Raw genomic sequence first — 23,060 nt, forward strand, 5'->3', positions numbered from 1 at the left:
TGGCCCGCGTCTGCGGGCGTGGCTAATGGAAAGCTGTATGCCTGCGGTTCGCCGTCATCCGGGCGAGCATCGCGGGCAACGGGCGGCACGGACCGCCCGTCTTCTTGTTCGTTATGCGCCAACCACAACGGGTTTGGCCAAGTCCGGGCGCGGTGCAGCAGTGGCTGCGATGCCGGCTTCGAACTCGGGGCGGAAGTATTTGATGGCACTGCCCAGCGGCTCGACCGCACCGGGTGCGTGAGCGCAGAAGGTCTTGCCTGGGCCGAGGAAACCGACCAGCCCCAGCAGCGTCTCGATGTCGCCTGGCTGACCCTGGCCTTTCTCGATGGCGCGCAGCAGCTTGACGCTCCACGGCAGGCCGTCGCGGCACGGGGTGCAGAAGCCGCACGATTCGCGGGCAAAGAACTCTTCCATGTTGCGTAGCAGCGAGACCATGTTGACGCTGTCGTCAACGGCCATGGCCAGGCCCGTACCCATCCGGGTACCGACCTTGGCGATGCCGCCGGCGTACATCTGGGCGTCGAGGTGCTCGGGCAGCAAAAAGCCGGTACCGGCGCCGCCTGGCTGCCAGCACTTGAGCTTGAAGCCGTCGCGCATGCCGCCGGCGTAGTCTTCGAACAGCTCGCGGGCGGTGACACCGAAGGGCAGTTCCCACAGGCCAGGGTTCTTCACCTTGCCGGAGAAGCCCATCAGCTTGGTGCCGTGGTCTTCGCTGCCTTCGCGGGCCAGCGACTTGTACCAGTCGATGCCGTTGCCGACGATGGCCGGCACGTTGCACAGGGTCTCGACGTTGTTCACGCAGGTCGGCTTGCCCCACACGCCCACGGCGGCAGGGAAGGGCGGCTTGGAACGCGGGTTGGCGCGGCGGCCTTCGAGGGAGTTGATCAGTGCGGTTTCTTCACCGCAGATGTAACGCCCGGCGCCGGTGTGCACGAACAGCTCGAAATCGAAACCGCTGCCCAGGATGTTCTTGCCCAGCAGGCCGGCAGCCTTGGCTTCCTCGACCGCACGGGTGAGGTTGCGCGCGGCGGTGGTGTATTCGCCACGCAGGAAGATGTAGCCGCGGTAGGCCTTGAGCGCGCGGGCACTGATCAGCATGCCTTCGATCAGCAGATGGGGCTGTTGCTCCATCAGCATGCGGTCCTTCCAGGTGTTGGGCTCCATTTCGTCCGCATTGCACAGCAGGTAGCGGATGTTCATGGATTCGTCTTTGGGCATCAGGCCCCATTTGACGCCCGTCGGGAAGCCCGCACCGCCACGGCCCTTGAGGCCGGAGTCCTTGACGGTCTGCACGATGTCGTCCTGCGACATCTGCGCCAGTGCTTTGCGGGCAGCGGTGTAGCCGTCCTTGGCCTGGTACTCGTCGAGCCACAGTGGCTCGCCGTCGTCGCGCAGGCGCCAGGTCAGCGGATGGGTTTCGGCGGCGCGCGCGATGCGGTTGGCCGGGCCGAAGGAAGTGATGGTCATACGTAACCCTCCAGCAGTTTGGAAACGCCGGCAGGTTGCACGTCGCCAAAGGTGTCGTCGTCGATCATCAGGGCCGGGGCCTTGTCGCAGTTGCCCAGGCAGCATACCGGCAGCAGGGTGAAGCGCCCGTCTGCGGTGGTCTGGCCCAGGCCGATGCCCAGCTCGCTCTGGATCTGGCTGACCACCGACTCGTGGCCGCCGATGTAGCAGACCATGCTGTCGCACACACGGATGATGTGGCGGCCGACCGGCTGGCGGAAGATCTGGCTGTAGAAGGTGGCCACGCCTTCGACGTCGCTGGCAGGGATGCCCAGCACTTCGCCGATGGCGTACACGGCGCCGTCCGGCACCCAGCCGCGTTCCTTCTGAACGATCTTCAGGGCTTCGATGGACGCCGCGCGCGGGTCCTCGTAGTGGTGCATCTCGTGCTCGATGGCCGAGCGCTCGGTTTCGCTCAGGGCGAAACGGTCGGTTTGGATAAGCGTGTTATTCATGCTTAGCGGTCCACGTCAGCCATAACGAAGTCGATACTGCCCAGGTACGCAATCAGGTCCGCGACCATGCTGCCGCGGATCACCGAAGGGATCTGCTGCAGGTGCGGGTAGCTCGGAGTGCGGATCCGGGTGCGGTAGCTCATGGTGCCGCCGTCGCTCGTCAGGTAGTAACTGTTGATGCCCTTGGTCGCTTCGATCATCTGGAAGGACTCGTTGGCCGGCATGACCGGGCCCCACGAAACCTGCAGGAAGTGCGTGATCAGGGTCTCGATGTGCTGCAGGGTGCGCTCTTTTGGCGGCGGCGTGGTCAGCGGGTGATCCGCCTTGTACGGGCCTTCCGGCATGTTGCGCATGCACTGGTCGATGATCTTGATGCTCTGGCGCATTTCTTCCACGCGCACCATGCAGCGGTCATAGGCATCGCCATTGCTGGCCAGCGGCACTTCGAACTCGAAGTTCTCGTAGCCCGAGTACGGGCGTGCCTTGCGCAGGTCGAAGTCGCAACCGGTCGAACGCAGGCCGGCACCGGTGACGCCCCATTCCAGGGCTTCCTTGGTGTTGTAGGCAGCTACGCCGATGGTACGGCCCTTGAGGATGCTGTTCTGCAGGGCGGCCTTGGTGTACTCGTCGAGGCGCTTGGGCAGCCAGTCGACGAAGTCCTTGACCAGTTTTTCCCAGCCGCGCGGCAGGTCGTGGGCCACGCCACCGATACGGTACCAGGCCGGGTGCAGACGGAAACCGGTGATGGCTTCGATCACGGTGTAGGCGCGCTGACGGTCGGTGAAGGTGAAGAACACCGGGGTCATGGCGCCGACGTCCTGGATGTAGGTACCCAGGAACAGCAGGTGGCTGGTGATGCGGAAGAACTCGGCCATCATGATGCGGATGGTGTCGACCTTCTGCGGCACCTTGATGCCGGCCAGCTTCTCGACCGCGAGCACGTAGGGCAGGTTGTTCATCACCCCGCCCAGGTAGTCGATGCGGTCGGTGTAGGGGATGAAGCTGTGCCAGGACTGGCGCTCGGCCATCTTCTCGGCACCACGGTGGTGGTAGCCGATGTCCGGGACGCAGTCGACGATCTCTTCACCGTCCAGCTGCAGCACGATACGGAACGCACCGTGAGCCGAAGGGTGGTTGGGGCCAAGGTTGAGGAACATGTAGTCCTCGTTGGCACCGGAACGCTTCATGCCCCAGGCTTCGGGGTTGAAGCGTGCGGCTTCTTCCTCGAGCTGCTGCTTGGCCAGGTTCAGGCTGTAGGGGTCGAACTCGGTGGCGCGCGCCGGGAAGTCCTTGCGCAGCGGATGGCCTTCCCAGGTGGGCGGCATCATGATGCGGGTCAGGTGCGGGTGGCCGGCAAAGTCGATGCCGAACATGTCCCAGACTTCGCGCTCGTACCAGTTGGCGTTGGGCCAGATACCGGTGACGGTGGGCAGGTTCAGGTCACCTTCGTTCAGTGCCACCTTGATCATCACGTCGCTGTTACGCTCGACGGACAGCAGGTGGTAGAACACGGTGAAGTCGGCGCCCGGCAGGCCGCGACGCTGGGTGCGCAGGCGCTCGTCCACGCCGTGCAGGTCGTACAGCATGCTGTACGGCTTGGCCACGTTGCGCAGGAAGGTCAGCACTTCGATCAGCTTGGCGCGGGCAACCCAAAGCACCGGCATGCCGGTGCGGGTGTCCTGGGCGGTGAACGCCTCGGGGCCAAAACGATTGTTCAATTCGACGACCACATCCTGGTCGTCAGCCTTGTAAGGCGGGATGTAAATAGCGGTGTCCGCTGTCATGGTCTCGATCGCTTTCGGTCAACGTAGAGAATGAAGCCAGGCCGCCTGCTCGAATGAACAGGCGGCAGGTCGCTGGATCAGACTTCGTCGGGGCTGCGCAGGTGGGTAACCTGGATACGCTGTTCACGACGCTGCTCTTTCTGCGACGGCATCTCGGCGCGGTACACGCCTTGATCGCCGACGACCCACGAAAGAGGGCGCCGCTCCTTGCCGATCGATTCCTGCAGCAGCATCAGGCCTTGCAGGAACGCTTCGGGGCGAGGCGGGCAGCCAGGCACGTAGACATCCACGGGGAGGAACTTGTCGACCCCCTGAACGACCGAGTAGATGTCGTACATGCCACCGGAGTTGGCGCACGAACCCATGGAGATGACCCACTTGGGTTCGAGCATCTGCTCGTACAGGCGCTGGATGATCGGCGCCATCTTGATGAAGCAGGTGCCGGCGATGACCATGAAGTCGGCCTGACGCGGCGATGCCCGGATGACCTCGGCGCCGAAGCGGGCGATGTCGTGGGGTGCCGTGAAGGCCGTGGTCATTTCCACGTAGCAGCAGGAGAGGCCGAAGTTGTACGGCCACAGGGAGTTCTTGCGCCCCCAGTTGACGGCTCCACTGAGTACATCTTCGAGCTTGCCCATGAAGATGTTCTTGTGGACCTGGTCCTCTAGCAGCGAATCGGAGACGGTTTCCCGTTCACCGATTGGATACTGCTCGTTGGGCGCATCGGGGTCGATCCTGGTGAGATTGTATTGCATTGCCAAAGCCTCATTGTTTCAGCTTCGCTTGCCGCTTGCGACGACCTTCGGGAGCCCAATCGAGGGCCCCGACGCGCCATAGGTAGACAAGACCTGCCAACAGAATTGCTATGAAAACGAGTGCTTCGACGAATCCGGTCCAGCCGCTTTCGCGGACGGACACAGACCATGCAAAGAGAAAGAGGGCTTCGATATCGAAGATCACGAACAGCATCGCGACCAGATAGAATTTGGCGGAAAGACGCAGGCGGGCACCGCCTGTTGGCAGCATGCCGGACTCGAACGGTTCGTTCTTGCTGCGGCCCCAGGCCTTGCTGCCCAGCAGGGCGGACAGGCCGAGCATGAAGGCACACAGGCCGACGACACCCAAAAGGAAGATGGCAAAGCCCCAGTTGTGGGCGATGAGTCCTGTCGAATCGGGCATGCTGAAAATCCTTAACAGAGCGCTTGGTCTCTGAGCTTGAAAAGAAGTAGAGCAGTGACGATATGTCGCAGCGAAATCTATCGCGCTGATTTTATGGGTAAACCCGTAGCAAGTAAAATTTCTGCAGCAAATTTATTCGTAGCATTAAGAACAAAAATCTTTCGTAACTCGCTGCAGGCCACGTATTCCGTGGATTGCGCGTGCTTTTGTTAATTATGTTTCTTGTATGGCGTAACGAAATACAAGTTTCGAAATGATAATTAATATCATTTGAAGGGCTCCTGTTATTCCTACCTCCTGCGTCAACTAAAAGTTGTTGTTCAAGGGGGTGGCCGGCAAGTTTGTGCGCCCCTGTTTCGGGCAGTGTCTGCGTGCTGGCGCTGGGCTCTGGCTCAGGGTTGTGCGCGGGGGTGGCGCGTCGGTATCTGCGCTGCCACGGCCGTCCGCTGACGCCGGTGTGCACTAGCATAGCCAATCGGGGGTAATAAGGAAGCCTTGTGCCGGGCGGCTGGCCTTTTCGCCGGCAAGGCTGGCGCCTGCGCGGGGTATGAATGGCACAAGACCCGGAGCCCCATCACAGGCCCCGGGTCTTGCGTGTTACCCGAATGTCACCAATCGATCAGCCGATCAGTGGAACTGCTCTTCTTCGGTCGAGCCGGTCAGGGCGGTAACCGAAGACTTGCCACCCTGGATCACGGTGGTCATGTCGTCGAAGTAGCCAGTGCCCACTTCCTGCTGGTGCGCCACGAAGGTGTAGCCTTTGGACGCGTCGGCGAATTCCTGCTCCTGCAGCTTCACGTAGGCAGTCATGTCGTTGCGGGCGTAGTCGTGCGCCAGGTTGAACATGCCGTGCCACATGTTGTGGATGCCAGCCAGGGTGATGAACTGGTGCTTGTAGCCCATGGCCGACAGCTCGCGCTGGAACTTGGCGATGGTCGCGTCGTCCAGGTTCTTCTTCCAGTTGAAGGAAGGCGAGCAGTTGTAGGACAGGATCTGGTCCGGGTATTCCTTCTTGATGGCTTCGGCAAAGCGGCGTGCTTCGTCCAGGTCCGGCTTGGCGGTTTCGCACCAGATCAGGTCGGCATACGGTGCGTAGGCCAGGCCGCGGGCAATCGCCTGGTCCAGACCGGCACGTACCTTGTAGAAACCTTCCTGGGTGCGCTCACCCACCACGAATGGCTGGTCGTACGGGTCGCAGTCGCTGGTCAGCAGGTCGGCGGCGTTGGCGTCGGTACGGGCCAGGATGATGGTCGGTACACCGGCAACGTCGGCCGCCAGGCGGGCAGCGCTGAGCTTCTGTACGGCTTCCTGGGTCGGAACCAGTACCTTGCCGCCCATGTGGCCGCATTTTTTAACCGAGGCCAGCTGGTCTTCGAAGTGAACGCCGGCGGCGCCTGCCTCGATCATGTTCTTCATCAGCTCGTAGGCGTTGAGTACACCGCCGAAACCGGCTTCAGCGTCAGCCACGATCGGTGCGAAGTAGTCGATGTAGCCGTCGTCGCCCGGGTTCTTGCCGGCTTTCCACTGGATCTGGTCGGCGCGACGGAACGAGTTGTTGATGCGCTTGACCACGGTTGGCACGGAGTCCACCGGGTACAGCGACTGGTCGGGGTACATGGACTCGGCCGAGTTGTTGTCGGCAGCCACTTGCCAGCCGGACAGGTAGATAGCCTGGATACCGGCCTTGACCTGTTGAACAGCCTGGCCGCCGGTCAGCGCGCCCATGCAGTTGACGAAATCTTTTTCAGGGCGGAACGAAGGGTGGGCGCCTTTGGTTACCAGGTTCCACAGCTTCTCGGCACCCATGCGGGCCAGGGTGTGCTCAGGTTGAACCGAGCCACGCAGACGAACGACATCAGCGGCAGAGTAGGTACGGGTCACGCCTTTCCAGCGTGGGTTCTCGGCCCAATCTTTTTCGAGGGCTGCAATTTGCTGTTCGCGTGTCAGTGCCATGAAAGTAAACCTCGTCGCATAGGTCGGTAAAAAATGTTCGCTCTGTCGGCTGCGCTGTGCGTACAGGGGCAGCTCCGATTGCTCGCTGGTCAGAAGCACTGGCAGCCAGTGGTGTGGGCGAAATGGCGACGTTGAACGATGGGGCTCGAAGGGGGAAGTGAGCAGGTCCTTGGCGTGGCTGTCGGGCAGGTTGGCTCGTGGTTGCCGTGCTGCGTCGATCAGGGTGTGCCGTCTACCGTTTGATGCGCTTCCGTCCCTCGGGACAACTTCGTTCCAGTCGCAATCTCGTCAAACCGCCTTGTGGGCTGTACAGACACGAATCGGCTCAGGTCGGGTAGGTCAGAGCGCAACTCGAAGGCCCTTGCCAGGGCCTCTGATTAGCGGGAGCGGGGCCATCATGCCTCTGCGATTCGGGGGCGTCAAATGTTTTGTAGTGCTTTTTTTCACCCACTACATCTTTGGTCTAATACGACTCGTCAGTCAGTTTCGAGGCCTTTGGTCGAGGCCTTGAACGGCGCGGGGTCAGTCCAGTGCCTCGACTTTTACCCGCAAAGTCATGTTCTCACCGCGCTGGGTGGAGTAACTGAGGGTCGAAGCGCTGCGATCGGCCTGACTTTGAGCGTTGACACCTGCCAGGCTGATCCACTCGCCAAGCTTGCCGGTGACCTTCGTGTCGGTACTTTGCACCTTCACTACATCGGGATGTTCCTGGCTCATTCGGTCATTGTTGGTGCTGATGGCAAGGTGCACGGTTTCGCCGGTGACGCTGGCGGTGACGTAGAAACCCTGGGTGACGTTGCGGTACTCGGTGTTGCTCTGCACGCGTCCGTAGCTGTCGGTCTGGGTGCTGGTGATGGGAATGCTCTGGCCAACCTGGATCAGCGCCGGAGTTCCCTCGCTGGCCTGCACCTGTTGCAGCCCACCCTCGCGGTTGGCGGTGCCGTAGCGGATCACGCGGGCGTTGCCGCGGTTGTCCTGGACGTTGCTGTCGGTGTTGTCGACGCTGATCAGCAGGCGCTTGGGGGCGGTGTCCAGTTGTTGCAGCAGGGTGCGAAGTTCGTCGATCTTGCCGGGCTCGGCATTGACGATCAGCTTGTTTTCGAAGGTGCTGACACTGCCGTCCTTGCCGATGAAGGCTTGCGCGGCGGGGAGCAGTTCGGCGCTGGTGCGGTGGTTCAGCGGCAGGACTTCGGTGGCGGCCAGCGCACTGAGGCTGAACGACAGAAGCAGGGTGGCGAGCAGGGGGCGTAGCGGCATGTCCATGGTCTCCGCGGGTGGAGTGGATATGATGGCAAATTTGTAGCGGTTGTGCTGGCCTGTTCGCCGGCAAGGCCGGCTCCCGCGGGTATGGGAGCTGGTCTTGCCGGCGAGAGGGCTGGCGCTTACTGCGAGTCGCGCACCATGTCCACGTGCGGCAGGCCGGCCTCGAGGAACTCCTCGCTGACGACCTTGAAGCCCAGGCGCTCGTAGAACGCGGTGGCATGCACTTGTGCGGTGAGCTTCTGCTGGCGCAGATCGCGGTTCTGCGCCTCGGCGATGGCGGCCTGCATCAGTGCGTCACCCACCTTGAGCCCGCGCCAGTCCTTGAGCACCGACACGCGCCCGATCTGGCCATCCTGCAACAGGCGGGCGGTGCCGATGGCGTAGTCGCCCTCAAAGGCCAGGAAGTGCACGGCGATGTTGTCGTCGGCATCCCACTCCAGCTCTGGCGGCACGTTCTGCTCGGCAATGAACACCGATTCGCGGATACGACGGATGTCGGCGTTGTCTTTCTGCCAATCGGCCAGGCGTACTTCGATCTTATTCATTGGCAAATCCCAGGCTTCCTTGCTTGACCAGTTCGCAGATCAGGGTAAGGCCATTTTCGTCGCCAAGCCATGGCGCGAGGTTTTCCACGTGCAGGGCGTCGGCGGCGCAGATCAGCTTGAGCAGGTCGCGCAGTTCGCCCGGCAGCAGGCGGCTCTGGCCGCTGGCGAACAGCAGCACGTTGTCGTCGACTTCCGACCAGGCCAGGCGCGCGCTCGGGTTGCGGATCAGGATCGCACCCTGTTCCAGGCTGTCGATCAGGTCTTCTTCGCTCAGTGCCTCGCCAGCCACCAGTTCCGGGTAGCGTGGTTCGGTCATGAACTGGCCGAACCAGGTCAGCAGCAGGCGCTCGTCGCTCATGTGCTCGGCCAGCAGGCCCTTGAGGCGGTCCAGGGCGTCGCGCTGGATCTGGTGCGGGTCGCTCACCGGCTGGGCGTCGGCGTCGGTGTAGCGCTCTTCGTCAGGCAGGAACTGGCTGAGGAAGTCGGTAAAGTGGGTCAGCACTTCGGCGGCGCTCGGCGCGCGGAAGCCGACCGAATAGGTCAGGCAGTCGTCTTCGGCCACACCGTAGTGGGCCAGGCGCGGTGGCAGGTAGAGCATGTCGCCCGGTTCCAGGGTCCACTCGTCGGTCTGCTCGAAGTCGGCCAGGATACGCAGGTCGGCGTGCTCGATCAGCGGGCTGTCGCTGTCGCACATCTGGCCGATCTTCCAGTTGCGCTTGCCCTGGCCTTGCAGCAGGAACACGTCGTAGTTGTCGAAGTGCGGGCCCACGCTGCCACCCGGGGCGGCGAAGCTGATCATCACATCGTCGATGCGCCAGCTTGGCAGAAAGCGAAAGCTCTCCAGCAGCTCGCCCACTTCCGGCACGAACTGGTCGACGGCTTGTACCAGCAGGGTCCAGTCGCGCTCAGGCAGGGTGCTGAAGGTGTCGTCGTCGAACGGGCCGCGGCGCAGTTCCCACGGGCGCTCGCCATGTTCGATGACCAGGCGCGATTCGACTTCCTCTTCCAGTGCCAGGCCGGCCAGTTCATCGGCATCGATCGGGCTTTCGAAATCAGGGAAGGCCTGGCGAACCAGCAGGGGCTTCTTCTGCCAGTAGTCGCGCAGGAATTCGCGGGCAGTCAGGCCGCCCAGCAGCTGAAGTGGGGTATCAGGATTCATGTGTAACCTATTGAAAAAAAGTAATTTTCTTTCAGCAATAAAAACGCCCGGCCAAGCCGGGCGTCAAAACGCGGGGGCAATCAGATGCGTTTGGCTTGTGCCGCGGCATTACCGATGTAGTTGGCCGGGGTCAGCTTCTTCAGCTCGGCGCGGGCTTCGGCCGGCATGTCCAGGCCATCGATGAAGGTTAACAGCGCTTCAGGGCTGATACCTTTGCCGCGGGTCAGCTCTTTGAGCTTCTCGTACGGGTTTTCGATGTCGTAGCGGCGCATCACGGTCTGGATCGGCTCGGCCAGGACTTCCCAGCAGGCGTCCAGGTCTTCGGCAATGCGGGCTTCGTTGATTTCCAGCTTGCTGATGCCCTTGAGGCTGGCCTCGTAGGCGATCACGCTGTGGGCGAAACCGACGCCCAGGTTGCGCAGCACGGTGGAGTCGGTCAGGTCGCGCTGCCAGCGCGAGATCGGCAGCTTGCTGGCCAGGTGCTGGAACAGCGCGTTGGCGATGCCCAGGTTGCCTTCGGAGTTCTCGAAGTCGATCGGGTTGACCTTGTGTGGCATGGTCGAGGAACCGATTTCGCCGGCAATGGTGCGCTGCTTGAAGTAGCCCAGCGAGATGTAGCCCCAGATATCGCGATCGAAGTCGATCAGGATGGTGTTGAAGCGGGCGATTGCGTCGAACAGCTCGGCAATGTAGTCGTGCGGTTCGATCTGGGTGGTGTAGGGGTTGAACACCAGGCCCAGCTCGTCTTCGATGAAGGCGCGGGCGTTGGCTTCCCAGTCGATCTGCGGGTAGGCCGACAGGTGGGCGTTGTAGTTGCCCACGGCGCCGTTGATCTTGCCCAGCAGCGGCACGGCGGCAACCTGGGCGATCTGGCGCTCCAGGCGGTACACCACGTTGGCCAGCTCTTTGCCCAGGGTAGTCGGCGAAGCCGGTTGGCCGTGGGTGCGCGACAGCATCGGTACGTCGGCGAAGCGGTGGGCCAGTTCGCGGATCGACTCGGCGATCTGGCGCATCAGCGGCAGCAGCACGCTGTCGCGGCCTTCGCGCAGCATCAGGCCGTGGGACAGGTTGTTGATGTCCTCGCTGGTGCAGGCGAAGTGGATGAACTCGCTGACCTTGGCCAGTTCCGGCAGCTGGGCGGCCTGCTCCTTGAGCAGGTACTCGATGGCCTTGACGTCGTGGTTGGTGGTGCGCTCGATCTCTTTGACGCGCTCGGCGTGCTCGAGGGCGAAGTCGTCGGCCAGGGCGTTGAGCACGGCGTTGGCTTCGGCGGAAAACGCTGGTACTTCAGCGATTTGCGGGTGGGCGGCCAGGCGCTGGAGCCAGCGGACCTCGACCAGGGCGCGGAAACGGATCAGGCCGTATTCGCTGAAGATGGGGCGCAGGGCCTGGGTTTTGCCGGCGTAGCGGCCGTCAACAGGGGAAACCGCAGTGAGCGAGGAAAGCTGCATGGGGTGTTCTCGGACAGTCGGGCAACGAAAAGGGCGCATATCATACATGAAAAACGCGCCCGGGTTTTGAGGGTGACAAAAGGTCTTTCGGGCCTTTTCGCTGGCAAGCCAGCGAAGGCCGCGACGCGGTCAGGGTCAGCCGCGCAGCATCGGGTACAGCTCCTTGAGCAGCTTGCGCCGGCTGATCACCAGCTGCCAGCGGTGTCCGCCCAGCTGGCGCCACAGGCGCGCAGCACGGATGCCGGCCAGCAGCAGGGCGCGGATCTTCGAGGCATTGTTGGGCTGCTGCAGGTTGCGCATGTCGCCATGCACCTGGATACGCTGGCGCAGGGTGCTCAGGGTGTCCTGGTAGAGGGCGCCGCACGAAGCGATCACGTTTTCATGCACCAGGCCGAAATGATCGGCCTGGGACTGGATCTGCGGCAGGCGCTTGCCGATGGTGTCGAGCATGTCGCCACGCTTGGCCAGCTGGCGCTCCAGGCCCAGCATCGACAAGGCGTAGCGCAGCGGCTCGCGCTGCAGGCTGGCAGGATCGCGCTCCAGCGCGCTGGCCAGGGCGCGGTAGCCATCCTTGAGGTTCAGGTCGTCACCGCCGAACACCTCCAGGGTGTCCTTGGGGTCGCGTACCAGCAGGCTGCCGAGCATGCAGCCCAGGTCGGCCTCGCTGGCCTGGCCTGTGCGGGCGATTCGGTCGACCAGCACGGCGGCCTGGAATACCCCGCCCAGGGCCACCAGTTGTTCTTGCATCTGGTTCATCAGCGGCTGCTCCAGGGCTCGGCCACTTCGATCACACCGCCCCCCAGGCATACCTCACCGTCATAGAACACCACCGATTGGCCCGGCGTCACGGCGCGCTGCGGCTCGTCGAAAACGGCGCGGTAGCCGCTTGCGGTGCGTTCCAGGGTGCACGCCTGGTCGCTCTGGCGGTAGCGCACCTTGGCCGTCAGCTGGCGCGGGCTGGAGAGGTCGACGGGGTTGACCCAGAAGATCTCCGAGGCGAGCAGGGCGCGGGAGAACAGCCACGGGTGCTCGTTGCCCTGGCCGACCACCAGCACGTTGCGGCTGAGGTCTTTCTCCAGCACGTACCACGGCTCGTCGCTGGCATCCTTGAGGCCGCCGATGCCCAGGCCCTGACGCTGGCCGATGGTGTGGTACATCAGGCCGTGGTGCTGGCCGATGACTTCACCCTCGGTGGTCTGGATTTCACCGGGCTGCGCCGGCAGGTACTGCTTGAGAAAATCGCTGAAGCGGCGCTCGCCGATAAAGCAGATACCGGTGGAGTCCTTCTTCTTGGCCGTGGCCAGGCCGTGTTTTTCGGCGATGGCGCGCACCTCGGGCTTTTCCAGTTCGCCCACCGGGAACAGCGTGCGGGCGATCTGCTCGCCGCCGACGGCGTGCAGGAAGTAGCTCTGGTCCTTGTTCGGGTCCAGGCCCTTGAGCAGCTCGGTACGCCCGTCGATGTCGCGGCGGCGCACATAGTGGCCGGTGGCGATCAGGTCGGCACCGAGCATCAGGGCGTAGTCGAGGAACGCCTTGAACTTGATTTCGCGGTTGCACAGGATGTCCGGGTTCGGCGTGCGCCCGGCCTTGTACTCTTCCAGGAAGTGCTCGAACACGTGGTCCCAGTACTCGGCGGCAAAGTTGGCAGTGTGCAGCTTGATGCCGATGCGGTCGCACACGGCCTGGGCATCGGCCAGGTCTTCGCGGGTGGTGCAGTATTCGGTGCCGTCGTCCTCTTCCCAGTTCTTCATGAACAGGCCTTCCACCTGGTAGCCCTGCTCGATCAGCAGGAGGGCGGAGACGGAAGAGTCCACGCCGCCGGACATGCCGACGATGACGCGTGTCTTTTCGGGTTCGTAGAGTGCTGGACTGGTCATAGGTACCGGCTGTGTATCTGGAAAAAGACGTCGATTCTATCAGGCTGCGCCGCGCAAGGCGAAAGCCGCGGCTTCAATTGCGGATCAGGCTCAGGCTGTGCAGCGGGCCGGCCAGGTAGTCGTCGATGCATTGCGGCACCAGCTCGCTGCGCCAGCGCTCGGGGTCGGCCAGCAGTTCGTCGCGGGTGAGCCAGGTGGCGCGCACGATGTCGGTGTCCAGGGCGCGTTCGGGGTGGTGGCGAAGCGGGCGGGCAGCGAAGCAGATGCGCTGGTAGGTCACGCCGTTGCTGGGGGCGGTATAGAGGTAGATGCCGACGATGCCGGTAAGCTCGACGTCCCAGGCGGTTTCTTCGAGGGTCTCGCGCAGGGCGGCTTCGAGCAGGGTTTCGTTGGCTTCGAGGTGGCCGGCGGGCTGGTTGAAGACGTGCCGGCCGGCCTTGAATTCCTCGACCAGCAGGAAGCGGCCGTTGTCTTCGACGATGGTGGCGACGGTGATGTGGGGTTGCCAGGTCATGCGGGTGCTCCTGCTCAGGGCAGCGTCGCCTGCATCGCGGGTCAAGCCCGCTCCCACACAACCCCTGTGGGAGCGGGCTTGACCCGCGATGCAGACGACACAGATTCCAGAAAGCACAAACCCCGGTGCGTGGCCGGGGTCTGTGTGTCAGCTCAAGCCAACCTTACAGCGCGGCAACCGCGTTGTTGAAGGTCTGGCTCGGGCGCATTGCCTTGGCGGTCAGCTCGGCATCGGGGTAGTAGTAACCACCGATTTCAACCGGCTTGCCCTGGACTGCGTTGAGCTCGGCGACGATGGTCGCTTCGTTCTCGGTCAGCGCCTTGGCCAGCGGTGCGAAGCGTGCTTGCAGCGCCGCGTCATCGGTCTGTGCAGCCAGTGCCTGGGCCCAGTACAGGGTCAGGTAGAAGTGGCTGCCACGGTTGTCGATGCTGCCAACCTTGCGCGCAGGGGACTTGTTGTTGTCCAGGAACTGGCCGGTGGCCTGGTCCAGGGTCGCAGCCAGTACCTTGGCCTTGGGGTTGGCGTAGGCGGTGCTCAGGTGCTCGAGCGAAGCTGCCAGGGCCAGGAACTCGCCCAGCGAATCCCAGCGCAGGAAGTTTTCTTCCACCAGCTGTTGCACGTGCTTGGGTGCCGAACCGCCGGCGCCGGTTTCGAACAGGCCGCCGTTGTTCATCAGCGGCACGATCGACAGCATCTTGGCGCTGGTGCCCAGTTCCATGATCGGGAACAGGTCGGTCAGGTAGTCACGCAGCACGTTGCCGGTGACCGAGATGGTGTCTTCGCCGGCACGGATGCGCTGCAGCGAAACCTTCATGGCCTCGACAGGCGACAGGACGCGGATGTCCAGGCCGGTGGTGTCGTGGTCTTTCAGGTACTTCTGGACCTTCTCGATCAGCACGCCGTCGTGGGCGCGTTGCGGGTCGAGCCAGAAGATCGCCGGGGTGGCGCTGGCGCGGGCACGGTTGACGGCCAGCTTGACCCAGTCCTGGATCGGCGCGTCCTTGGTCTGGCACATGCGGAAGATGTCGCCGGCCTCGACGTCCTGGGACAGCAGCAGGTTGCCCTTGCCGTCGACGACGCGGATCACGCCATCAGCCTTGGCCTGGAAGGTCTTGTCGTGGGAGCCGTACTCTTCGGCCTTCTGTGCCATCAGGCCGACGTTCGGCACGCTGCCCATGGTGGTAGGGTCGAAGGCGCCGTGTTGCTTGCAGTCTTCGATCACCGCCTGGTAGATGGTGGCGTAGCAGCGATCCGGGATCACTGCCTTGGTGTCCTGCAGTTGGCCTTCGGTGTTCCACATCTTGCCCGAGTCGCGGATCATCGCCGGCATCGAGGCGTCGACGATGACGTCGCTCGGCACGTGCAGGTTGGTGATGCCCTTGTCGGAGTTGACCATGGCCAGCGCCGGGCGCACGGCATACACAGCCTGCACGTCGGCTTCGATCTGGGCCTGCTGTTCGGCTGGCAGGTCCTTGATGCGGGCGTACAGGTCGCCGATGCCGTTGTTCAGGTTGAAGCCGACCTGCTCCAGTACGGCGGCGTGCTTGGTCAGCGCGTCCTTGTAGTACTCGGCGACGATCTGGCCGAACATGATCGGGTCGGAGACCTTCATCATGGTGGCTTTCAGGTGAACCGACAGCAGTACGCCCTGGGCCTTGGCTTCTTCGATCTGGGCAGCGATGAAGCTGCGCAGGGCCTTGGTGCTGAGCACGGCGCAGTCGACGATTTCGCCGGCCTTGACCGCGGTCTTTTCTTTCAGGACGGTGGTCGAACCGTCCTTGGCCAGCAGTTCGATGCGCAGGCTGTCATCGGCTTCGATCAGCGCGGCTTTTTCGCTGCCGTAGAAGTCGCCGTTGTCCATGTGCGCGACGTGCGACTTGGAGTCGGCTGCCCAGGCGCCCATCTTGTGCGGGTGCTTGCGGGCGTAGTTCTTGACCGACAGCGGTGCGCGGCGGTCGGAGTTGCCTTCGCGCAGTACCGGGTTCACGGCGCTGCCCTTGATGCGGTCGTAGCGGGCGCGGGCTTCTTTTTCCGCGTCGGTGCTGACGGTGTCCGGGTAGTCCGGGATGTTGAAGCCCTTGGCTTGCAGTTCCTTGATCGCGGCCTTCAGCTGCGGTACCGAGGCGCTGATGTTCGGCAGCTTGATGATGTTGGCTTCAGGCGTGGTTGCCAGTTGGCCCAGTTCTGCCAGGTGGTCGGCCACTTGCTTGTCGGCGCCGAGCTGTTCAGGGAAGGCAGAGAGGATACGGCCAGCGAGCGAGATGTCACGGGTTTCGACGGCGATGTCGGCAGTGGCGGTGAACGCTTCGACGATGGGCAGCAGTGAGTAGGTGGCGAGGGCGGGGGCTTCGTCGGTGAAGGTGTAGATGATCTTGGATCGGGTGGGCATATTCGGGTTAACTCTCTGTTTTGCTGAGCGTGCGCGGAATCTCGAGGGGTGCGCAGGATAGGCGCTTCGCTCAAGCGGATCCATGAGCAGAAAGTCGAGGATTCCGGGCTGTGATGGTGGGTTGCATCAGTCGAGTGTCAAACGGCTGAACTGCGGTAACAGCCCAGTCTTGTCGGGGCCGGACGTCTCTATTCGGACCGGTCGCCCCCAGTGACCCTTTGGTCACCGGCGGAGTATATCAAACCCTTGGTCGTAATCATCAAGGTCAACATGTCGGATGGCCACTTTTAGACCAAAGACGTAGAGCGTTTTACGCTGGTATGACGGTTTTTTCGGCGAGGTTTGCGTCTGCGTTCAACTGGGTTAGGCTCTGGGGATTGCATGAAGTCCTATCAACCAGAAAAAAGCGGAGTGCAGCATGGGATACCAGAAAATCAAGGTTCCGGCAGTCGGTGACAAAATCACCGTCAACGCAGACCATTCTCTCAATGTTCCCGACAATCCGATCATCCCCTTCATTGAAGGTGACGGTATTGGCGTCGATGTCAGCCCGGTGATGATCAAGGTGGTCGATGCTGCAGTCGAAAAGGCTTATGGCGGCAAGCGCAAGATCTCCTGGATGGAGGTGTACGCCGGCGAGAAGGCCACCCAGGTCTACGACCAGGACACCTGGCTGCCCCAGGAAACCCTGGATGCGGTGAAAGACTACGTGGTATCGATCAAGGGCCCGCTGACCACCCCGGTCGGCGGCGGCATCCGTTCGCTGAACGTCGCCCTGCGCCAGCAACTGGACCTGTACGTGTGCCTGCGTCCGGTGGTGTGGTTCGAGGGTGTGCCCAGCCCGGTGAAAAAACCTGGCGACGTCGACATGGTGATCTTTCGCGAGAACTCCGAGGACATCTATGCCGGCATCGAGTGGAAGGCCGGCTCGCCCGAGGCGAACAAGGTCATCAAGTTCCTCAAGGAGGAAATGGGTGTCACCAAGATCCGCTTCGACCAGGATTGCGGCATCGGCATCAAGCCGGTTTCCAAGGAAGGCACCCAGCGCCTGGTGCGCAAGGCCCTGCAGTATGTGGTGGATAACGACCGCGAGTCGCTGACCATCGTGCACAAGGGCAACATCATGAAGTTTACCGAGGGGGCCTTCAAGGACTGGGGCTACGAGGTGGCCAAGAACGAATTCGGCGCCGAGCTGCTCGATGGCGGCCCGTGGATGAAATTCAAGAACCCCAAGACCGGGCGTGAAGTGATCGTCAAGGACGCCATTGCCGACGCCATGCTCCAGCAGATCCTGCTGCGTCCGGCCGAGTACGACGTGATCGCAACCCTCAACCTGAACGGTGACTACCTGTCCGACGCCCTGGCGGCGGAGGTGGGCGGTATCGGCATCGCGCCGGGTGCCAACCTGTCGGACACCGTGGCCATGTTCGAGGCCACCCACGGCACGGCGCCCAAGTATGCCGGCAAGGATCAGGTCAACCCTGGTTCGGTGATCCTGTCGGCCGAGATGATGCTGCGTCACCTGGGCTGGACAGAGGCGGCGGACCTGATCATCAAGGGCACCAACGGGGCTATCAAGGCCAAGACCGTGACCTACGACTTCGAACGCCTGATGGAAGGTGCGACGCTGGTGTCGAGCTCGGGCTTCGGTGAGGCGCTGATCAAGCACATGTAAGCGGGCAGCAAAAGGCCGGCCTGTCCGAGAGGGCAGGCCGGCCCTGGTGTTCCTGGGGTGTTCAGGCGTCGATCGTGGTCGCGCTGCCGGCGGGCTCGCTCTGGGCGCTGGTGACGACGGGTCTTATGTTCTGCGCATGAAACCCCTTGGGTGCCTGAATGATATCGAATGTGACGACTTGTCCGGCCTTCAGGGTCTTGTAACCTTCCATGTTAATGGCAGAGAAGTGGGCAAACAGGTCCTCATCCTTGCCATCCTCGTTGATGAATCCGAATCCCTTGGCATTGTTGAACCACTTGACTTTGCCGGTTGCCATCCTCATATCCCTCTGCAAAGGACTCCATCACTGGAGTATCATCCACTCCATCCGCCTATGAACCTGCGAAAATTCTGGTTGACTGCGCGGATCTTTATCGACCACGGTGGGCTCTTATTGGTTGTAACACCGATTTGCCGATAGTCAAGGTCAGGCGACGGCCGTTCCGGCGTGTGGCCAGGCGGTCCACATTCAACCTTAACCTGTCGAAATGATGAATTTCTTTCCATGCATGCACATAGCCAGATTCGACTAACATTCAATCAGGATCGCCCGCAGCAGGATGAGGACGATGGCTCTGGTCTGGCGGTACAGGAAGCCAAGCCCGCGCTGCAGGCACCACCGATGTACAAGGTGGTTTTGTTCAACGATGACTACACACCGATGGATTTCGTCGTCGAAGTGCTCGAGGTGTTTTTTAACCTGAATCGCGAGCTGGCGACCAAGGTCATGCTGGCCGTCCATACAGAAGGGCGGGCAGTGTGCGGATTGTTTACCCGCGACATCGCCGAGACCAAGGCCATGCAGGTCAACCAATACGCCCGGGAAAGCCAGCATCCGCTACTCTGTGAAATCGAGAAGGACGGTTAATCGCCGACCACTTGGGTATGAGGTGAAGCTATGTTAAACCGCGAGCTCGAAGTCACCCTCAATCTGGCCTTCAAGGAGGCCCGTTCGAAGCGTCATGAGTTCATGACCGTCGAACACCTTCTGCTGGCGCTTTTGGATAATGAGGCCGCCGCAACCGTTTTGCGTGCCTGTGGAGCCAACCTCGACAAGCTCAAGCACGACCTGCAGGAGTTCATCGACTCCACCACGCCACTGATCCCCGTGCATGATGAAGACCGCGAGACCCAGCCAACCCTGGGCTTCCAGCGGGTGCTTCAGCGTGCCGTGTTCCATGTACAGAGCTCGGGTAAACGTGAAGTCACCGGCGCCAATGTGCTGGTGGCGATCTTCAGCGAGCAGGAAAGCCAGGCGGTGTTCCTGCTCAAACAGCAAAGTGTCGCGCGAATCGACGTGGTCAACTACATCGCCCACGGCATCTCCAAGGTGCCGGGCCATGGCGAACACCAGGACGGCGAGCAGGACATGCAGGACGAAGACGGCGGCGAAGCCTCGTCCTCGAGCAATCCGCTGGATGCCTATGCCAGCAACCTCAACGAACTGGCACGCCAGGGGCGTATCGACCCGCTGGTGGGGCGCGAGACCGAGGTCGAGCGCGTGGCGCAGATCCTTGCGCGTCGGCGCAAGAACAACCCGCTGCTGGTGGGCGAGGCCGGGGTGGGCAAGACCGCCATCGCCGAAGGCCTGGCCAAGCGTATCGTCGACGGGCAGGTGCCTGACCTGCTGGCCCAGAGCGTGGTCTATTCGCTGGACCTGGGCGCCTTGCTGGCCGGTACCAAGTACCGTGGCGACTTCGAGAAGCGCTTCAAGGCGCTGCTCGGCGAACTGCGCAAGCGTCCGCAGGCGATCCTGTTCATCGACGAAATCCACACCATCATCGGCGCCGGTGCGGCATCGGGCGGGGTGATGGATGCGTCCAACCTGCTCAAGCCGCTGCTGTCTTCGGGTGATATCCGTTGCATCGGCTCGACTACGTTCCAGGAGTTCCGCGGCATCTTCGAGAAGGACCGGGCCCTGGCGCGGCGCTTCCAGAAGGTGGATGTCAGCGAGCCGTCGGTGGAAGACACCATCGGCATCCTGCGCGGCCTCAAGGGGCGTTTCGAGTCCCATCACAGCATCGAGTACAGCGATGAGTCGCTGCGTGCCGCAGCGGAGCTTGCAGCGCGCTACATCAATGACCGTCACATGCCAGACAAGGCCATCGACGTGATCGACGAGGCGGGGGCGTACCAGCGCCTGCAGCCGGTCGAGAAGCGCGTCAAGCGCATCGATGTGCAGCAGGTGGAGGACATCGTCGCCAAGATTGCGCGCATTCCGCCAAAGCACGTCACCAGTTCCGACAAGGAGCTGCTGCGCAACCTGGAGCGCGACCTGAAGCTGACCGTGTTTGGCCAGGATGCCGCGATCGATTCGCTGGCCACCGCTATCAAGCTGTCGCGTGCGGGCCTGAAGGCGCCGGACAAGCCGGTGGGCTCGTTCCTGTTTGCAGGCCCTACCGGGGTCGGCAAGACCGAGGCGGCGCGTCAGCTGGCCAAGGCGCTGGGGGTCGAGCTGGTGCGTTTCGACATGTCCGAGTACATGGAGCGTCACACTGTGTCGCGCCTGATCGGTGCGCCTCCGGGCTATGTCGGTTTCGACCAGGGCGGCCTGTTGACCGAAGCCATCACCAAGCAGCCGCATTGCGTGCTGCTGCTCGATGAAATCGAGAAGGCTCACCCGGAAGTCTTCAACCTGCTGCTGCAGGTGATGGACCACGGTACCCTGACCGACAACAACGGGCGCAAGGCGGACTTTCGCAACGTCATCGTGATCATGACCACCAACGCCGGCGCCGAGACTGCGGCACGGGCCTCGATCGGGTTTACCCATCAGGACCACTCGTCCGACGCGATGGAAGTGATCAAGAAGAGCTTCACGCCGGAGTTCCGCAACCGCCTGGACACCATCATCCAGTTTGGTCGCCTGAGCCACGAAGTGATCAAGAGCGTGGTCGACAAGTTCCTCACCGAACTGCAGGCCCAGCTGGAAGACAAGCGCGTACTGCTGGAGGTGTCGGATGCTGCTCGCAGCTACCTGGCAGCCGGTGGCTACGATGCGCAGATGGGTGCGCGGCCCATGGCGCGGCTTATCCAGGACAAGATCAAGCGGCCGCTGGCCGAAGAGATCCTGTTTGGCGAGCTGGCCGAGCATGGCGGCGTGGTGCACATCGACCTGCGCGATGGCGAGCTGGTGTTCGACTTCGAGACCACGGCCGAGATGGCCTGATCGCGTTCGCCGGCATGGCCGGCTCCTGCGGGGTGATGCAGCCCTGGTAGGAGTCGGCCTTGCCGGCCAGGCTTTTCAGGCAGGCACGCAAAAACGCCCGGCACTGGCCGGGCGTTCTTGTGTGTAGCGTTTAGCGGGCGCGGTAGGTGATGCGCCCTTTGCTCAGGTCATAAGGCGTCAGTTCGACGCGGACCTTGTCGCCGGTGAGAATACGGATGTAGTTCTTGCGCATCTTGCCGGAGATATGCGCGGTAACGACGTGCCCATTTTCCAACTCCACGCGGAACATGGTGTTGGGCAGGGTGTCGACGACAGTGCCTTCCATTTCGAAGCTGTCTTCTTTCGACATGCAGTAAAGCCCTCGGTGTCCAGTTGCCGGCCCGGTGCAACTGCGCCAGGCTAAAAAGTGGCGTGCATTGTGCCCGAAAAATGGGGTTCAAGCCAAGGGTTTCAGTTAAGCGTGACCCATCGTTGATTGATCAGCAGCTCGATGGGGCGGTACTGGGTCTTGTAATTCATCTTTTTGCAGTTCTTGATCCAGTACCCGAGATAGACCGCTTCAAGCCCCAGGCGCAGGGTTTCGCTGATCTGCCAGAGGATCGCGAAACGTCCCAGGCTGCGCCGTTCTTCCTGGGGTTCGTAGAAGGTGTACACCGCCGATACGCCGTTGGGCAGCAGGTCGGTGACCGCCACCGCCAGCAGCTTGCCGTCCAGGCGAAACTCGTAGAAGCGTGAAAACGGCAGGTCGCGGACCAGGAAGGTGGAGAACTGGTCGCGGCTGGGCGGGTACATGTCGCCGTCGGCATGGCGCTGCTCGATGTAGCGGCGGTACAGCTCGAAGTATTCTTCGTTGAACCGAGGGCGTGCGGGGGTCACCACCAGGTCGGCGTTGCGCTTGATGATGCGCTTCTGCTGGCGATTGGGCGTAAAGCGAGCCGCCGGGATGCGCGCAGGTACGCACGCATTGCAGTTCTGGCAATGCGGGCGGTACAGGTGGTCGCCGCTGCGACGAAAGCCCATTTCCGACAGGTCTGCGTAGACGTTGGCGTCCATTGGCTGGCTCGGGTCGAGAAACAGCGTGGTGGCTTGCTCGTCTGGCAGGTAGCTGCAGGCATGGGGTTGAGTGGCATAAAACTTCAACCGCGCCAGCTCTGTCATGATCAACCCCTCGGGAGGTGCGTTTGGATTAAGTGTAAGCCAGCTGTGAAAACTCGCCTAGCAAACGCCAGGACGTCAGGCCCAGCTGACGTTGGCCGGCTGGTCGAGGTAGTTGCGCAGGTACTCGGCAAAGGCGCTGCGGGCGATGGCGCGGGCGCCGAGGCTGTGCAGGTGGTTGGTGGGCATCTGGCAGTCGATGAGCACGAAGCCGGCCGCCTTGAGGTGTTCCACCAGGTGCACGAAGCCCACCTTGGAGGCGTTGTCGGCGCGGCTGAACATCGATTCGCCAAAGAACAGGCGGCCCATGGCCAGGCCGTAGAGCCCGCCCACCAGCTCGCCGTTTTCGCGCACTTCCACCGAGTGGGCGAAGCCCTGCTGGTGCAGCGTGAGGTAGGCAGCCTGCATGGGGTCGGTGATCCAGGTGCCGTCGGCATAGTCGCGAGGCGCCGCACAGGCACTGATCACGCTGGCAAAGTCCTGGTCGAAGCTGACCTGATAGCGGCCCTGGCGAATGACCTTGCGCAGCGAGCGCGACACATGCAGCTCGTCCGGGAACAACACGGTGCGCGGGTCGGGCGACCACCACAGGATCGGCTGGCCGTCCTGGTACCAGGGGAAGCAGCCATGGCGATAGGCCTGCACCAGGCGCTCGGCACTCAGGTCGCCGCCGGCGGCGAGCAGGCCGTTGGGTTCGTGCAGGGCCTTTTCCAGGGGGCGGGAAGTCCAGGTTGTTGCGGCTCAGCCAGGTCAGCATGGAGGTGGGTCGCCGTGCGGTGGAGGAGGGGAGGGGAAGGATCGCCGCAAAAGGCTTCGTCGGCAAGGCCGGCGCCTGCCGTTGCCCCGCCGGCGTTGGCAGGCGGCGCAACTTAACCTGCACTATGCTGTCCCAACTACGCAAAAACCCCGCATAAGCCTTTGTCACAAAAGAGAATGCGTGCTCAAAT

20 protein-coding genes and 1 pseudogene are annotated in these 23,060 nt (G+C 62.5%); 3 read left to right on the forward strand and 18 right to left on the reverse strand.

The window, feature by feature from the left end:
• Positions 1–111 precede the first annotated feature (111 nt).
• From nuoF to B4I46_RS06310, 14 genes are all read right to left on the reverse strand, one after another.
• Positions 112–1,467, reverse strand: a complete 1,356-nt coding sequence (nuoF, locus tag B4I46_RS06245) for an NADH-quinone oxidoreductase subunit NuoF (RefSeq protein ID WP_043860868.1) — start codon at positions 1,465–1,467, stop codon at positions 112–114.
• The gene (gene nuoE / locus B4I46_RS06250) at positions 1,464–1,961 is read right to left on the reverse strand and encodes an NADH-quinone oxidoreductase subunit NuoE (RefSeq protein WP_043860867.1); all 498 of its coding nucleotides are present in this window, start codon (positions 1,959–1,961) and stop codon (positions 1,464–1,466) included. Before nuoE ends, nuoF begins: the two co-directional genes overlap by 4 nt.
• 2 nt (positions 1,962–1,963) lie before the next feature.
• Positions 1,964–3,745, reverse strand: a complete 1,782-nt coding sequence (nuoC, locus tag B4I46_RS06255; protein ID WP_043860866.1) for an NADH-quinone oxidoreductase subunit C/D — start codon at positions 3,743–3,745, stop codon at positions 1,964–1,966.
• 77 nt (positions 3,746–3,822) lie between these two features.
• Positions 3,823–4,500, reverse strand: coding sequence for an NADH-quinone oxidoreductase subunit B (locus B4I46_RS06260; protein WP_043860865.1), 678 nt, complete (start codon positions 4,498–4,500; stop codon positions 3,823–3,825).
• 10 nt (positions 4,501–4,510) lie between these two features.
• Positions 4,511–4,924: an NADH-quinone oxidoreductase subunit A gene (locus B4I46_RS06265; protein ID WP_010220397.1), complete on the reverse strand. Its 414-nt coding sequence runs from the start codon at positions 4,922–4,924 to the stop codon at positions 4,511–4,513.
• A gap of 627 nt (positions 4,925–5,551) precedes the next feature.
• Positions 5,552–6,877, reverse strand: coding sequence for an isocitrate lyase (gene aceA, locus B4I46_RS06270; RefSeq protein WP_043860864.1), 1,326 nt, complete (start codon positions 6,875–6,877; stop codon positions 5,552–5,554).
• A 522-nt stretch (positions 6,878–7,399) separates the two neighbouring features.
• A complete protein-coding gene (locus B4I46_RS06275; RefSeq protein ID WP_286899120.1) occupies positions 7,400–8,134 on the reverse strand; it encodes a secretin N-terminal domain-containing protein in 735 nt (244 codons plus the stop codon).
• A 125-nt stretch (positions 8,135–8,259) separates the two neighbouring features.
• Positions 8,260–8,685 carry a GNAT family N-acetyltransferase gene (locus B4I46_RS06280; protein ID WP_043860862.1) on the reverse strand — a complete coding sequence of 142 codons (426 nt, stop codon included), beginning with the start codon at positions 8,683–8,685 and terminating at the stop codon, positions 8,260–8,262.
• Positions 8,678–9,844: a cupin domain-containing protein gene (locus B4I46_RS06285; protein WP_043860861.1), complete on the reverse strand. Its 1,167-nt coding sequence runs from the start codon at positions 9,842–9,844 to the stop codon at positions 8,678–8,680. Before B4I46_RS06285 ends, B4I46_RS06280 begins: the two co-directional genes overlap by 8 nt.
• A gap of 80 nt (positions 9,845–9,924) precedes the next feature.
• The gene (purB, locus tag B4I46_RS06290; RefSeq protein WP_043860860.1) at positions 9,925–11,295 is read right to left on the reverse strand and encodes an adenylosuccinate lyase; all 1,371 of its coding nucleotides are present in this window, start codon (positions 11,293–11,295) and stop codon (positions 9,925–9,927) included.
• A gap of 135 nt (positions 11,296–11,430) precedes the next feature.
• A complete protein-coding gene (hflD, locus tag B4I46_RS06295; RefSeq protein WP_043860859.1) occupies positions 11,431–12,051 on the reverse strand; it encodes a high frequency lysogenization protein HflD in 621 nt (206 codons plus the stop codon).
• On the reverse strand, positions 12,051–13,172 hold the full coding sequence (gene mnmA / locus B4I46_RS06300) for a tRNA 2-thiouridine(34) synthase MnmA (RefSeq protein ID WP_286899123.1): 1,122 nt from the start codon (positions 13,170–13,172) through the stop codon (positions 12,051–12,053). The genes hflD and mnmA overlap by 1 nt, the downstream gene beginning before the upstream one ends.
• 73 nt (positions 13,173–13,245) lie before the next feature.
• The gene (locus tag B4I46_RS06305; protein WP_054915102.1) at positions 13,246–13,686 is read right to left on the reverse strand and encodes an NUDIX hydrolase; all 441 of its coding nucleotides are present in this window, start codon (positions 13,684–13,686) and stop codon (positions 13,246–13,248) included.
• Between the two features lie 163 nt (positions 13,687–13,849).
• On the reverse strand, positions 13,850–16,075 hold the full coding sequence (locus B4I46_RS06310) for an NADP-dependent isocitrate dehydrogenase (protein WP_054915101.1): 2,226 nt from the start codon (positions 16,073–16,075) through the stop codon (positions 13,850–13,852).
• Between the two features lie 418 nt (positions 16,076–16,493).
• Between B4I46_RS06310 and icd the strand changes: the two genes are divergently transcribed.
• The gene (gene icd, locus B4I46_RS06315; protein ID WP_043860855.1) at positions 16,494–17,750 is read left to right on the forward strand and encodes an NADP-dependent isocitrate dehydrogenase; all 1,257 of its coding nucleotides are present in this window, start codon (positions 16,494–16,496) and stop codon (positions 17,748–17,750) included.
• A 61-nt stretch (positions 17,751–17,811) separates the two neighbouring features.
• Here icd and cspD read toward each other — a convergent pair whose 3' ends face one another.
• The gene (cspD, locus tag B4I46_RS06320; RefSeq protein ID WP_058541364.1) at positions 17,812–18,066 is read right to left on the reverse strand and encodes a cold shock domain-containing protein CspD; all 255 of its coding nucleotides are present in this window, start codon (positions 18,064–18,066) and stop codon (positions 17,812–17,814) included.
• 228 nt (positions 18,067–18,294) lie between these two features.
• Here cspD and clpS point away from each other — a divergent pair, with 228 nt between their 5' ends.
• Positions 18,295–18,657: an ATP-dependent Clp protease adapter ClpS gene (gene clpS, locus B4I46_RS06325; RefSeq protein ID WP_043860853.1), complete on the forward strand. Its 363-nt coding sequence runs from the start codon at positions 18,295–18,297 to the stop codon at positions 18,655–18,657.
• A 30-nt stretch (positions 18,658–18,687) separates the two neighbouring features.
• Positions 18,688–20,958 carry an ATP-dependent Clp protease ATP-binding subunit ClpA gene (clpA, locus tag B4I46_RS06330; RefSeq protein ID WP_043860852.1) on the forward strand — a complete coding sequence of 757 codons (2,271 nt, stop codon included), beginning with the start codon at positions 18,688–18,690 and terminating at the stop codon, positions 20,956–20,958.
• Positions 20,959–21,088: 130 nt separating this feature from the next.
• Here the strand turns inward: clpA and infA are convergent, their stop codons facing one another.
• The 3 genes and pseudogenes from infA to aat all read right to left on the reverse strand — a co-directional run bounded on the left by infA (position 21,089) and on the right by aat (position 22,870).
• Positions 21,089–21,307, reverse strand: a complete 219-nt coding sequence (gene infA / locus B4I46_RS06335) for a translation initiation factor IF-1 (protein WP_002553999.1) — start codon at positions 21,305–21,307, stop codon at positions 21,089–21,091.
• Positions 21,308–21,408: 101 nt separating this feature from the next.
• Positions 21,409–22,116 (reverse strand): arginyltransferase, encoded by a 708-nt coding sequence (locus B4I46_RS06340; RefSeq protein WP_043860851.1) that lies wholly within the window; start codon positions 22,114–22,116, stop codon positions 21,409–21,411.
• A gap of 75 nt (positions 22,117–22,191) precedes the next feature.
• Positions 22,192–22,870: pseudogene (gene aat, locus B4I46_RS06345) on the reverse strand (leucyl/phenylalanyl-tRNA--protein transferase).
• Positions 22,871–23,060 lie beyond the last annotated feature (190 nt).

This window comes from Pseudomonas sp. UBA7500, from assembly GCF_002478435.1.
Classification (GTDB): Bacteria; Pseudomonadota; Gammaproteobacteria; order Pseudomonadales; family Pseudomonadaceae; genus Aquipseudomonas; species Aquipseudomonas palmensis.